This is a genomic window from Enterococcus sp. DIV0167, assembly GCF_050541555.1.
Classification (GTDB): Bacteria; Bacillota; Bacilli; order Lactobacillales; family Enterococcaceae; genus Enterococcus; species Enterococcus faecalis.
In genome coordinates this window covers 1,680,999-1,694,275 of sequence record NZ_CP172933.1, presented here as the reverse complement: position 1 = coordinate 1,694,275, position 13,277 = coordinate 1,680,999, and the positions used below count along the sequence as shown (strand labels likewise).

Annotated in this window: 11 protein-coding genes and 1 CRISPR repeat array; of the genes, 9 read left to right on the top strand and 2 right to left on the bottom strand. The window is 37.6% G+C overall.

The genetic code is table 11. The features are described from left to right. Positions 1–5: 5 nt before the first annotated feature. From IGM09_RS08230 to mnmA, 3 genes are all read left to right on the top strand, one after another. Complete coding sequence (locus tag IGM09_RS08230) at positions 6–1,151, top strand: cysteine desulfurase family protein (RefSeq protein WP_033625042.1); 1,146 nt, start codon at positions 6–8, stop codon at positions 1,149–1,151. Between the two features lie 67 nt (positions 1,152–1,218). After that, entirely contained in the window at positions 1,219–1,563 is a 345-nt protein-coding gene (locus IGM09_RS08225) for a DUF1831 domain-containing protein (protein ID WP_002356959.1), read from the top strand. Between the two features lie 225 nt (positions 1,564–1,788). Next, positions 1,789–2,913 (top strand): tRNA 2-thiouridine(34) synthase MnmA, encoded by a 1,125-nt coding sequence (mnmA, locus tag IGM09_RS08220; protein WP_002362075.1) that lies wholly within the window; start codon positions 1,789–1,791, stop codon positions 2,911–2,913. 179 nt (positions 2,914–3,092) lie between these two features. On the opposite strand, the gene IGM09_RS08215 is transcribed toward mnmA, so the two are convergent. Together IGM09_RS08215 and IGM09_RS08210 are read right to left on the bottom strand one after the other, a co-directional pair. Beyond that, complete coding sequence (locus IGM09_RS08215) at positions 3,093–4,331, bottom strand: multidrug efflux MFS transporter (RefSeq protein WP_002356962.1); 1,239 nt, start codon at positions 4,329–4,331, stop codon at positions 3,093–3,095. A 16-nt stretch (positions 4,332–4,347) separates the two neighbouring features. Continuing rightward, positions 4,348–4,863 (bottom strand): YbhB/YbcL family Raf kinase inhibitor-like protein, encoded by a 516-nt coding sequence (locus IGM09_RS08210; RefSeq protein ID WP_010775959.1) that lies wholly within the window; start codon positions 4,861–4,863, stop codon positions 4,348–4,350. A 132-nt stretch (positions 4,864–4,995) separates the two neighbouring features. On the opposite strand from IGM09_RS08210, the gene IGM09_RS08205 reads away from it, so the two are divergent. The 6 genes from IGM09_RS08205 (at position 4,996) to cydB (ending at position 13,273) form a co-directional block, all read left to right on the top strand. Then, positions 4,996–5,565: a TetR/AcrR family transcriptional regulator gene (locus IGM09_RS08205; protein ID WP_002379584.1), complete on the top strand. Its 570-nt coding sequence runs from the start codon at positions 4,996–4,998 to the stop codon at positions 5,563–5,565. Positions 5,566–5,662: 97 nt separating this feature from the next. Beyond that, the gene (locus tag IGM09_RS08200; RefSeq protein ID WP_002356966.1) at positions 5,663–6,028 is read left to right on the top strand and encodes a DUF1033 family protein; all 366 of its coding nucleotides are present in this window, start codon (positions 5,663–5,665) and stop codon (positions 6,026–6,028) included. 130 nt (positions 6,029–6,158) lie between these two features. After that, the gene (locus tag IGM09_RS08195) at positions 6,159–8,240 is read left to right on the top strand and encodes a DNA topoisomerase III (RefSeq protein WP_002388224.1); all 2,082 of its coding nucleotides are present in this window, start codon (positions 6,159–6,161) and stop codon (positions 8,238–8,240) included. 84 nt (positions 8,241–8,324) lie between these two features. Next, positions 8,325–9,188 carry an AraC family transcriptional regulator gene (locus IGM09_RS08190; protein ID WP_010775958.1) on the top strand — a complete coding sequence of 288 codons (864 nt, stop codon included), beginning with the start codon at positions 8,325–8,327 and terminating at the stop codon, positions 9,186–9,188. Between the two features lie 157 nt (positions 9,189–9,345). Further along, positions 9,346–10,372: direct repeats of the CRISPR family, unit length 36 nt; unit sequence GTTTTAGAGTCATGTTGTTTAGAATGGTACCAAAAC. A 472-nt stretch (positions 10,373–10,844) separates the two neighbouring features. Continuing rightward, the gene (locus IGM09_RS08185; RefSeq protein WP_002356974.1) at positions 10,845–12,263 is read left to right on the top strand and encodes a cytochrome ubiquinol oxidase subunit I; all 1,419 of its coding nucleotides are present in this window, start codon (positions 10,845–10,847) and stop codon (positions 12,261–12,263) included. Beyond that, positions 12,260–13,273 carry a cytochrome d ubiquinol oxidase subunit II gene (gene cydB, locus IGM09_RS08180; RefSeq protein WP_002356976.1) on the top strand — a complete coding sequence of 338 codons (1,014 nt, stop codon included), beginning with the start codon at positions 12,260–12,262 and terminating at the stop codon, positions 13,271–13,273. The genes IGM09_RS08185 and cydB overlap by 4 nt, the downstream gene beginning before the upstream one ends. The last annotated feature ends 4 nt before the right edge of the window (positions 13,274–13,277 follow it).

Here is a 13,277-nt window from a genome sequence, read left to right as displayed (position 1 = left end):
GTCATTTGGAACCCATTTATTTAGATCATGCGGCAACAACACCGCTTCATCCAACGGTCATTCAAGCGATGACTGAAAATATGCAAACGACTTTTGGCAATCCATCAAGTATTCATCAGTTTGGACGAAAGGCACACGGTCTTCTGGAAGAAGTGCGTCAAACGATTGCCGAGAGCTTACAAGCCAAACCCCACGAAATTATTTTTAATAGTGGTGGCACAGAAGGGGATAACACAGCCATCTTGGCAGTTGCTTTTTCTCGTCAAAAGGAAGGAAAACATATTATTACTACGGCAATTGAACATCCCGCTGTGTTACGAACGATGGAATACTTAGAAACGTTAGGCTTTGAAGTGACTTACTTACCTGTGAATGAAAATGGTCAGATTTCAATGGAGCAATTCAAAAAGTCTTTACGCGAAGAAACGATCTTGGTTTCAATGATGTATGGCAATAATGAAATTGGAAATCGATTACCAATTGCTGAAGTTGGTGCAATTCTTAAAAATCATTCGGCGATTTTTCATACAGATGCCGTCCAAGCTTATGGAAGTGAAGTCATTTTACCTCATGAATTAGGGATCGACTTATTAAGTATTTCCGCTCATAAAATCAATGGTCCAAAAGGCGTAGGTTTTTTATTTAAAAGCGATGCAATCCAATTACCACCTCTTTTACATGGTGGGGAACAAGAAGAAAAACGACGTGCGGGCACGGAAAACTTAGCTGGAATTATTGGCATGGGTACTGCCGTTTCATTACTAACTTCTGCAGAAAAGCAAGCAAGAAAAACAGCCTATCAAAGTTTTCAAACGATTATTTTAAAAGCGTTAGAAGAAGCCAATATTGATTTTTCAATTAATGGTGAACCAACCAATCGTTTAGCGCATGTCTTAAATCTTCATTTAAAAGGAATTCCCAGTGATTTACTCTTAATGCATTTGGACTTAAGAGGTATTGCGATTTCAACAGGCTCGGCTTGTACAGCGGGAACTGTGGATCCTTCGCACGTGTTGACAGCGATGTATGGAGAAAATTCCTCAGCTATTAAAGAATCAATCAGGATTAGTTTTGGCTACGGGAACACACCAGAAGAAATTGCGACTTTTTCTGAAGTACTAGTTGCAGTGATTCAACAATTGAAAAAATAATCTGATTGCGGCAGCTACAGGTTTTCGCTATAATGAAGATAACAATGAAAATAATGAGGTGGAACCCATGGCATTTACAACAACGGCTGCTGTTGAAGGCTCAACAGTTTTTTACAAAGTACATCCTAGTGCAAAACGCTATACATTAAAAGATAACGGCTTTACTGAAACAAAATCAGGGAACTTTCAATTGATTCGTTCCTTAGATCCAACGCCTCAGAGAAATGAAGGCTTCAAATTGAAAATTACGATCACTGCTGATCTAAAAGAGTTGAAAATGTCCATTACAACGGCAAATGGTTTAAAACCAATGAATATTTTCAAGAATGAACAACATGAAATGAGTAAAGAAAAATACTTTTTCTTAATGGATGGCTTAATTAGCCGTGGTGTATTAGAGAAAGTAGAATAACTTAGAGAAACCTGAAGAAACAAGTGAAAGTAGCTTGTTCCTTCAGGTTTTCTGTTTCTTTGAAAGCAACAGCTTGTTGGCTGTGTCTTTGTTCCCAGTATTTTCTCATTATACGCCCGGCTTGCTTTACTTATTTCAAAAAAATAGTATAATGAAAAGCACTGAAAAGTTACGACCTTCAAATCGTGGATGATTTCAGAATCTAATTGAAATGATGGTGATAAAATGGCAGATAACAGCAAAACGCGTGTCGTGGTAGGCATGAGTGGCGGTGTCGATTCATCTGTCACAGCGTTGCTTTTAAAAGAGCAAGGCTATGATGTAATTGGAATCTTTATGAAAAATTGGGACGATACAGACGAAAATGGTGTCTGTACCGCAACTGAGGATTATAAAGATGTCGCAAAAGTAGCGGATCAAATTGGGATTCCGTATTATTCGGTCAATTTTGAAAAAGAATATTGGGACCGTGTGTTTGAATATTTTTTAGCAGAATATCGGTTAGGACGGACACCAAATCCAGATGTCATGTGTAATAAAGAAATTAAATTTAAAGCATTCCTAGATTATGCTATGCAACTAGGCGCTGACTATGTTGCAACTGGCCACTATGCGCAAGTAGAAACGGATGAAAATGGCGTAGTGCATATGTTACGTGGAATTGACAATAATAAAGACCAAACCTATTTTTTAAGCCAATTATCACAAGCCCAATTGGCAAAAACAATGTTTCCATTGGGTGGTATGGAAAAATCAGAAGTTCGTGCAATTGCTGAACGTGCTGGATTAGCCACAGCCAAGAAAAAAGACTCAACGGGCGTTTGTTTTATTGGTGAAAAGAATTTCAAAGAATTTTTGAGTAATTATTTACCAGCTAAAAAAGGCAACATGGTGACAGAAGATGGCGAAATCAAAGGACAACATGATGGTCTGATGTATTATACTATCGGTCAACGCCAAGGCTTAGGAATTGGTGGCGGCGGTAAAACACAAGAACCCTGGTTTGTAATTGGGAAAGATTTAACCACCAATACATTATATGTGGGACAAGGATTTCACCATGAAAAACTATATGCAACACATTTAGAAGCCAGTGAGGTTCATTTTACTGTTGATACACCAATGCCAAAAGAGTTTGACTGTACGGCTAAATTCCGTTATCGTCAAGCAGATATTCCAGTGCATGTTTCCTTATCTGAAGATGGCACAAAAGCAACCGTTACGTTTAAGGAACCAGCCCGCGCAGTCACTCCAGGTCAAGCTGTTGTTTTTTATGATGGAATGGAATGCTTAGGGGGCGGCTTAATTGATCGCGCCTACCAAGATGAAAAAGAACTACAATACGTCTAAAAAGTTTCACGAGTTGTGAAACAAAAAGCGCAGAGTTAACCAAAAGAAAAGCGGATATGCTGGTCATAAAACCAGTAAATATCCGCTTTTCTTTTTTGTTTTATATGCCTATTTTTTTTAAAATAAGAAAAAGAGAAAAATTAAAAATTCAAATTGTGGATAACTTTTCTGTGTATAACTTAGTCATCATTTTTCTCTTTTTTTAATTCGGCGGTGCTTCGACGAACCCATAGAAGGTTAATGAGAACCAGACAAGAAGTGGAAATAAAGACCCCACGATAACCGAAAGCGGCAGATACGCTTGAACCAATCATAGGACCAATCACATTTCCTGTCGCTTGGAAAGATTGATTGTAACTGAAAATACGACCTGCAGCGTCACTTGGGGAATAACGAGTGATCAACGTTTGAACAGCTGGTAGTAAACAGGCATCGGAAATCCCAACTAAGAAACGAAGCATGGCAAGCTGCCAGACATTTTGAACAAAGGCCATTGGTAGGTAAACGAAAATGGCTAAAATTAAGCCAATTGTCAAGATGCGTTCACTGCCAATACGATCGCCTAACCGGCCGAAACGAGGGGCGGCTATTAACGTTGCAATCCCTGGAATAGAAGCAATGACTCCGCTAATTAAGGTGACATTTCCGTGACCACCCAACAATTGTTGAATATATAAACTGATGATGGGACTAATTGAATTATTGGAAGCTTGAATGATTAATGTCGTAATAAACATTCCAAGAATCACGTGGGGATGTTCTAGTTTTTTTAAAATTTGTTTCCCAGATGCGGCTTGATTTTTTTCAATTGGCACAAACTCTTCATGGACAAAGACGAGACTCAAAACAAAAACGAGTAATAAAATCGTACCAGTAATGAAAAAGGTTGGCCGATAACCGAAAATAGAAGCAGTGACACCGCCCAAAAGAGGACCAAGCAACGTGCCGGTAACAGAACCAGTGGCTAAAGTACCAAGCACTTGACCGCTTTTTTCCTTAGGTGTGCCTGTAGCAACTAACGCAGTCGCATTACTGATATAACCAGAAAAAACACCTTGTAATAAGCGTAAGCCAATCAATTGATAAACACTTGTGACTGCGCCCATTAAACTAATGACGATAGCCATCCCTAATGAAGCGCGTAATAACATTAACTTGCGTCCTTTTCGGTCGGCTAAACGGCCCCACCAAGGTGAAACAATGGTCGTGACTAAAAAAGTGGAGGAGAACGTGATTCCGCTCCAAAAATTCAATTGTTGGTGGGTAAAAGTACCTAATGTGTTGATATAAAGAGGCATAAATGGCATCACTAAGCTAAAGCCAATACCAGCCATAAATGTGCCAAACCATAAAACAAGCAGATTTTTTTCCCAAGGTTGTCTTGGACGGAAAATTTTACTTTTAATTAATTCATACATTCTATTTCCTCACTTTCTAGTAAAGAAATTCAAATTTGGCTTTGGCGAGTCGTTGATCATTCAATGCTTGATGCAATTCATTCGAAAAAAAGCCTTCTTTTAAATTTAGTGGATTTTTTGTAGCGTATACATATAACGTATAGGTGTGCACACCAGAGCGAGGACTTAACCCCAGATAACGTTCGGTTAACTCAGGTAACGTTTCAGTGGCAAGCGCTGGAATCATCTGTTTCCCCAAAGGAGAAGCAAGACTATTTTTTCCTTGAATGGTAGGCTTGAGTGCTGTTCGACTAAAGTCTTCAGGAATCTCATTGGTTACAGGAACATTGGCAGCTAACCAATGAATAAAAGGGAAACCGATTAGAGGAATCGTGTCATAATCAATTAATTCCCAGGATAAATAGCGGGCTTCTTTAGGAATGGCCGCTAAAGAAATAGGAAAAGATAAAATAGGACGTTCGTGTAATAAAAATTCTGCACTGGTTCGTTTGCCATAACGATCGGCCAAATGAGAACGGTTGGTAATATGCATGCCAAACAGCCTTCTTTCAAAAATGATGTTTACAAATTATTATTATAAACTATAATTTATAGTTTAAAAAGAGTCAATAGATATGATAAACTAATACTTGTCCAAAATTTAAGAATTGGAGGCGTCAGAAAGATGGCAAAAAAACGGAATTTAACGAAAGCCAAAATCCTTGAAAGTGCCCGCAACCTAGCGGAAGAATTGGGCGTTCAACAATTAACCTTTCAAAATTTAGCCGTTGATTTAGGCATCAAGTATCCTTCACTCTATAATCACTTTAAAAATATTGCTGAAGTAAAAAATGCTCTAGTGGACTTGTTAATTCAAGAATTAAATGATGCATTGCGAAGAGCCTTAGTGGGTAAGAGTGGCGCAGAAGCAATTCGGATATATGCTGAAACGTACCAACAATTTGCTTTTGAAAATTCTGCAGTCTATGAATTACTTATCAGTGTGCCGAAAACGCAAAACCAACAATTAATTGAAGGCATCCATGAAACCAATCAAATTATCTTACAACTTTTAGCTTTTTATCCATTTAATAATGAAGAACGACTGCATAAAAGTCGAGAATTACGTAGCTTAATCCATGGTTATATTACCTTACGTTTTTTAGGTTATTTTCAACGCGAAGAAGCCACGCCAGAAGAAAGTTATCGTCGCATGATTGAAGATTTTATTGTTTCTTTAGAAGTGGCAGGATAAAATAAATTTCAAAAATTTCTCAGTCCGAAACCAAATCCTTGCAACTTTTTCAGAAAGTGACTATGATACCTACAGTAGCAAAAAAAGGAGCGGTTCAATGTATCAAGTAATTACAATGTATGGCGACAATGAACCTTGGTGGTTTTTTGATGATTGGCAAGAGGACATTGTTCAAGAAAAAACCTTCGATAACTTGACCGATGCAGAGACATATTATGTGGAAGTTTGGCAAAAACTTTCTCAGAATTATACATACGTCAACACAAAGCCTAATTATTTAACGGCTTTCTGGAATGATGGGGAAGAACGCTGGTGTGAAGAATGCGATGAAGATTTACAACAATACTTCGGTTTAGCATTACTAGAAAATCATCATGCAGTTACTTTTGAAAATAAAGCTGAGTTTACCACAATATCCAATCATTTTGGCAAAACAAAATTCTGCAAACGGAAAGTTATTTGAAACGCATGAGTTTAAAGAAAAACCTCAGGGAATTTTCTTTAAACTCTTTTTCTATTCTCGGAATTTAGAGAAAATCGAACCAATATTTGGTATAATACGAAAAGATAGCACTCAAAAAGGAGCGAAACTAGTGGTTGCAAAACAATTAATTATTGCTGAAAAACCTAGCGTAGCAAAAGATTTAAGCCGCGTTTTAGGAGCAAATCAAAAAAATAAGAATTATTATGAAGGACCCAACGTGATTGTCACCTGGGCTTTAGGCCATCTCTTAGGACTAAAAATGCCAGAAGATTTAAACAAAGAATGGCAAACGTGGCAAATGGAAACTTTACCGATGATTCCTAAGAATTTAGGGATTAAACCGTTACCGAAAACGGGACATCAATTAAAAGCGATTAAACAATTAGCTAATCGTAAAGATGTTTCTGAAGCCGTGATTGCCACTGATGCTGGTCGTGAAGGTGAATTAGTGGCCCGCTGGATTTTAGAATATGTCCGTTTTAACAAACCAGTCAAACGCTTATGGATTTCATCTCAAACAGACAAAGCCATTAAAGACGGGTTTAAGAAAATTCGCCCAGCGAAAGACTACGATAATTTGTATTACTCTGCCTTGGCGCGCGCAAAAGCTGACTGGTTAGTTGGGCTAAACGTCACACGGGCCTTGACAGTGAAATATCAAGATAACTTATCCGCAGGTCGTGTTCAAACACCAACTTTAGCAATGGTACGCCAACAAGAAAAAACGATTGAACAATTTAAGCCTCAAACTTATTTTACTATCTCGTTAACTGTTGAATCAGAAAAAGCAAAGATGACCCAAAAAAATCCATACGCTTTAAAAGAACGGCAGGAAGCAGAACAATTAGTCAAAGAACTCTCAAAACAAAAGGGCTTAGTTACCGATATCCAAGAAAAAGTTAAAACAGAAAATGCGCCGTTACCGTATGATTTAACCGAAATCCAGCGTGAAGCCAACCAGCGATTCCAATTTTCTGCAAAGAAAACGTTGTCTCTTGTACAAAGTTTATACGAAACCCATAAAATTGTTTCCTATCCTCGAACTGACAGCAAATATCTAACGACGGATATGAAAGGAACGATGAAAGAGCGCCTTCAAGCTATTGCTGATTTTTCACCAGAAGTGAAAGGCTACCTTAAAAATGGGGCCGTTGTTAAACAACAAAAAGTTTTCCAAAATGCAAAAGTCACGGATCACCATGGGTTGATTCCAACTGAACAACGTCCTCGTTATGAAAAACTAAGCAATGATGAACAAAAAATCTATCAAATGATTGTTCAACGATTCTTAGGTTTGTTTGCTGAGCCAAATCAAACCAAACAAACAAAAGTTACAGTCGCTTTTGGAAAAGAAACATTTGTCTTTCATCAAAATAAAGTAGTTGTTGCTGGTTGGAAAACAACAGCCGAACAGCCGCTATCCACTGTCCAATGGCAAAAAGGCATGACCGTTGCGCCAAACTTTACCATTAACAAAGAATTAACGTCGCCGCCAAAACCATTAACCGAAGGAACGTTGTTAGGAAAAATGGAGAAACACAGTTTAGGCACACCGGCAACGCGAGCTGAAATCATTGAAAAACTGATTAAATCAGAATTGATGGAACGAACCAATAGCGGTTTAAGTGTCTCTGCCAAAGGAAAGCAACTATTAGACTTGGTGAATCCATCACTTGTGACACCTGAACTAACGGAAAAATGGGAAAAGTCGCTCGAAGCAATCGCTTCGGGTCAACAAAAGAGTCAACTTTTCTTAAAGGATATTGAAGAGGATACGAAAAAATTAGTCCGTGAAATTAAACAAAGCGAGAAAAAATATCAAGATTTTTCCATTACGCAAAAAAAATGTCCAGATTGTGGCTCAAACTTACGGGAAAAAAATACGAAAGATGGGAAGATTTACGTTTGTACAAACCAAGAATGTTCTTATCGTCGGCGAAAAGATCCTAAAGTATCCAATCACCGTTGCCCACAATGCCATAAAAAAATGGTTATCATAGAAGGAAAAAATGGTCGTTCTTTCAAATGTAAATTCTGTTCGATTACTGAAAAAATTCCCGATAAAAAAGAACGAAAACAAAAAATGACTAAACATGAAGAACGTCGTTTGATGAAAAAATATTCACAACCAGACGAACCAGAAGAAAGTGCTTTAGCGCAGGCCTTAAAAGCCGCTATGAATCAAGAGTAGCGACTTGACGAATGTTGGCTCTAAATAATCAAGTCATCCTTGTTGGTCTTTAGTAAACTTTCAAATAGAAAGAGAGGGACACGGATGCTCGCAAATTTAAATCAAGCAATGGATTATATTGAAGAACATTTAACGGAAGAAGTATCCTTCGATGAATTGGCAAAAAAGACAGGGATTTCTGTTTACCATTTTAAACGAACTTTTTCGTTTATTGCGGGGATGAGTCTGGCTGAATATATTAAAAAGAGACGTTTGGCGGAAGCAAATTTAGCATTACTTGCTGGTGAAAAAGTGACAGATGTAGCTTTTAAATATGGTTATCAAAGTATTGAAGGATTCTCAAGAGCCTTTCGCGATTGGTCAGGACAAGCCCCTTCTGAAGTAATGAAAACACAAATCCAAAAAACGTTCCCTAAATTCTCTTTCTATATTGATATTAAAGGAGGACAATCAATGGATGTTAAATTGATTGAAAAACCAGCGTTTCAAATAGTCGGAGTTAGTCAGAAGGTTCCCTTGCAGTATCAAGGGGAAAATCAAGCAATCATGGAATTAGCACAGCGCATTACACCACAACAACGAGCGGAAATGCATACATTTGATGACATATATCCTCATCAAGTAGTAAATGCTTCTTTTGACTTTCAAGAGGGACGAACAACAGAAGGTGGAGAAATGACACACATGATTGGCTTTGCCACTTTGCAAGAAAATACCTATGAAGATTTGGAGCAACTAAGCGTACCTGCTCATACATGGGCGGTTTTTCCAAATGAAGGTCCTTTCCCACAAACTTTACAAGAAACCTGGGCAAGGATATTCTCTGAATGGTTGCCTTCATCTGGTTACCAAGTCGTTGCAGCACCAGAAATTTCGTTTACGCAATATCAAGGACCAGCAGAAGCTAAGTATAGTGAAATCTGGCTCGCTGTTACAGCTACTAAATAAAGAAAAACCACCATTGAAAAATGGTGGGTTTTTCCGCCAAGAAGGAGAAAGTTTGGTATAATAAACGTGAAGAAAAAAATCAGACCTTCTAAACTGAAATCTAGCTATGGATAAGTGATGCGAATACGGAATCATGGAGAAAAAATACTTCTCCGAGGTTTTAGAGTCATGTTGTTTAGAATGGTACCAAAACTTCCAATTTTGGTTTTGTGACGATAGCTTTGTTTTAGAGTCATGTTGTTTAGAATGGTACCAAAACGTTCAGCATCTGGCACAGAGTATTGGGATAGTTTTAGAGTCATGTTGTTTAGAATGGTACCAAAACAGCATTAACTAAAGAACGGCGCATACCGATGTTTTAGAGTCATGTTGTTTAGAATGGTACCAAAACAATATCAAAAAATAAAATATTTGGCCGCTTGTTTTAGAGTCATGTTGTTTAGAATGGTACCAAAACTAGTGTGTTAAATTTTATAAAATTAAGCCCGTTTTAGAGTCATGTTGTTTAGAATGGTACCAAAACGAAGAAATTTTAGCACGCAAAGCGAATGGAGTTTTAGAGTCATGTTGTTTAGAATGGTACCAAAACTACTGAATCTAGTTCACCATCTGTATTATCGTTTTAGAGTCATGTTGTTTAGAATGGTACCAAAACCTTTGCTTTGTTTTGCATCGTCTTCGCTGAGTTTTAGAGTCATGTTGTTTAGAATGGTACCAAAACATGAGGATGCTTCTTTATAATGAAAAACTTGTTTTAGAGTCATGTTGTTTAGAATGGTACCAAAACTGGAAAGCATGCTATAATCATTATTAGCAAGTTTTAGAGTCATGTTGTTTAGAATGGTACCAAAACATCAAGCGACTGAAGCTAGAGTAACTAAAAGTTTTAGAGTCATGTTGTTTGGAATGGTACCAAAACAACAAACGTTTCCTGAATTGGTTTTAGGATGTTTTAGAGTCATGTTGTTTGGAATGGTACCAAAACAAGTTTAGAGCAAGAGATCAAAGAGGTAACGTTTTAGAGTCATGTTGTTTGGAATGGTACCAAAACTGCTTTTACATCTTTGGAAGGATTACTACCGTTTTAGAGTCATGTTGTTTGGAATTGTACCAAAACTTAATTTTTCGACAGTCGAGAAATTCCTTTGGTTTTAGAGTCATGTTGTTTAGAATGGTACCAAAACCTGCCAGATTTCAGAGCGGATGAGCTGCCTGTTTTATAGCCATGTTGTTAAAAAACAAACTATCACCTCAAGCAATCCGTAATTTTCATCACAAGATTAGAATTTTTATCATCAAAGACGAGCTGCTTCAATTTTCGAAAACTAATCAAGTGATAAGTCAAAATGTTGATAGATTGAGATTAGTTCTTCCTTTTTTTAGGAAGGGCTTTTTTTATTGATAGAAGAAAGGGAAGAAATCTTGGTAGCACCTAAAAAAATTGTGAGAAATGCTTCTGTATTGTTTGGTTTCTGCCTCAGAAAGTTGTATACTTAGATTGGAATTATTCTATATTACATGCATTTTCACACTTTTTGGAAAAGTTCACTTGAATTTTCTTTTAGTTTCGTAGATAAAAGGAGTCATCGCTAATGGAAATGAACAATTCAGGTAAGCTTGTTTCTTTGTGTGGAGGCAAATCAGGGAGGAAATAATATGTTTGATATTGTAACATTGGCGAGAATCCAATTTGCGATGACAACAGTTTTCCACTTTTTCTTCGTACCGTTTTCAATAGGATTAGCACTTGTTGTAGCAATTATGGAAACAATGTACGTTGTGAAAAAAGAGGAACGTTATCGTAAAATGGCCAAGTTTTGGGGAAATATATTCCTATTAAGCTTCGCTGTTGGGGTTGTAACCGGGATTATTCAAGAATTTCAGTTTGGGATGAACTGGTCTGATTATTCTCGATTCGTCGGAGATATTTTTGGGGCACCGTTGGCGGTAGAAGCGCTCTTAGCTTTCTTCTTAGAGTCAACATTCTTAGGTTTGTGGATCTTTACTTGGGATAAAATGAATCCAAAAGTTCACGTAACGTTTATCTGGTTAGTCGTATTCGGTTCAATGATGTCTGCTTTCTGGATTTTAGTTGCCAATAGTTTTATGCAACATCCAGTAGGTTATGTCATCAATAATGGCCGTGCTGAAATGGTGGACTTTGTAGCTGTCATCAGCAATCCAAAAGTTTGGTATGAATTTTCACACGTTATCATGGGTGCCTTTACATTGGGCGGCATGGCAGTAGCTGGTATGGCTGCTTTCCAATTGTTGAAAAAACGGGATATTTCATTCCACAAAGCATCTATGCGCATTGGCTTATGGGTTACTTTGTTCGGTTCAATCGGCGTTTTATTAGCTGGCGACTTGCAAATGAAAGCTCTAATTGAAGGACAACCAATGAAATTTGCGGCGATGGAAGGGGCCTATGAAGACTCTGATGATCCTGCTGCTTGGACATTGATTGCTTGGGCAGATGAACGAGAACATAAACAAGTTTTTGGTATCGATATTCCATATATGTTAAGTATTTTATCGTATAACAAATTATCAGGTTCGGTTGATGGAATGGATACAGTCAACAAGCGTTTGGTAGAAAAATATGGGGATGATAAAAATTATTATCCACCAGTTAACACTTTATTCTGGAGCTTCCGTATCATGGCTGGTTTTGGTGCCTTAATGTTATTGGTTGCTGCCTTAGGACTATTCTTTACAAGGAAGAAAAAACCATCGCTGTACGAGAAGAAATGGATGCTGTGGATTGTTGCTTTATGTACGTTCGCACCATTCCTTGCCAATACAACAGGTTGGTTAGTCACTGAATTAGGTCGTTATCCGTGGACTGTCTATGGATTATTTACGATTGAACAAAGTGTTTCACCAAATGTATCGGTTGCTTCATTAATTACGTCAAATGTCATTTATTTCTTATTATTTGCTGGTTTAGGTAGTGTCATGGTTTACTTGGTCATTTTAGAATTACGTAAAGGACCAGACTATGAAGCGAAAAAATTAGCGAAAGAAAATGAACCAGCGTTGGATCCATTTGATAAGGGGGTATTTGGCGAATGAGTACACTACAATTATTATGGTTTGTCCTTATCGGCGTCTTGTTCTCAGGTTTCTTCTTCTTAGAAGGATTTGACTTTGGTGTTGGAATGGCCGTTCAAACGTTGGCACACAATGACGACGAAAAAGATCAAGTCGTTGCAACAATTGGACCTGTTTGGGATGGAAATGAAGTTTGGCTATTAACAGCGGGCGGCGCAATGTTTGCCTCTTTCCCATATTGGTATGCTTCATTATTTAGTGGCTACTATTTAATTCTATTTACGATTTTATTTGGCTTAATTATTCGCGGAGTTTCCTTTGAATTCCGCCACAACATGCCGGAAGGTAAACGTCGTCGGATGTGGAACTGGACGCTATCAATTGGTAGTTTCCTTGTACCGTTCTTCTTTGGTATTTTGTTTATCAGCTTAGTCCAAGGGATGCCTTTAGATGCAAACGGCAATATGCATGCGCAATTTACGGATTATTTTAATCTGTTTTCAATTGTTGGTGGAGTAGCCTTAACATTACTTTGCTACTTACACGGTATGAACTATATTGCTTTAAAAACAGAAGGCCCAATTCGCGAACGTGCTCGAAATTATGCAGAAATCTTATACGGCGTTTTATATGTCGGTTTAGTTGTTTTTGCAGTGTTGATGTACTTCAAAACGGACTTTTATGAAAAGAACTTTGCGGTCACTTTAATTTTAACGTTAGCAATTGTGGTCTTAACGGTCATTGCCAATGTTGGGGTGTTTAAACGCAAAGAGATGTTAGCTTTTCTAGCGAGTGGTTTAACATTAGTTGTACTAGTTGCTCTCTTGTTCAGTGGCTTGTTCCCACGTGTTATGATTGGTAGTGAAGGTTTTGATTTGTTGATTAAAGATGCAACAAGCACACCATATACACTAAAAATTATGACGTGGATTTCTTTAAGCATTTTACCATTCGTGTTAGCTTATACTGCTTGGTCCTATTATATTTTCAGAAAACGTATTTCACAGACAGCCGTACCAGAGGGGTATTAAATCT

Coding starts and splice junctions, on each gene's coding strand:
- IGM09_RS08225 (WP_002356959.1), top strand. CDS start 1,219: ATGGCATTTACAACAACGGCTGCTGTTGAAGGCTCAACAGTTTTTTAC.
- mnmA (WP_002362075.1), top strand. CDS start 1,789: ATGGCAGATAACAGCAAAACGCGTGTCGTGGTAGGCATGAGTGGCGGT.
- IGM09_RS08215 (WP_002356962.1), bottom strand. CDS start 4,331: ATGTATGAATTAATTAAAAGTAAAATTTTCCGTCCAAGACAACCTTGG.
- IGM09_RS08210 (WP_010775959.1), bottom strand. CDS start 4,863: ATGCATATTACCAACCGTTCTCATTTGGCCGATCGTTATGGCAAACGA.
- IGM09_RS08205 (WP_002379584.1), top strand. CDS start 4,996: ATGGCAAAAAAACGGAATTTAACGAAAGCCAAAATCCTTGAAAGTGCC.
- IGM09_RS08200 (WP_002356966.1), top strand. CDS start 5,663: ATGTATCAAGTAATTACAATGTATGGCGACAATGAACCTTGGTGGTTT.
- IGM09_RS08190 (WP_010775958.1), top strand. CDS start 8,325: ATGCTCGCAAATTTAAATCAAGCAATGGATTATATTGAAGAACATTTA.
- IGM09_RS08185 (WP_002356974.1), top strand. CDS start 10,845: ATGTTTGATATTGTAACATTGGCGAGAATCCAATTTGCGATGACAACA.
- cydB (WP_002356976.1), top strand. CDS start 12,260: ATGAGTACACTACAATTATTATGGTTTGTCCTTATCGGCGTCTTGTTC.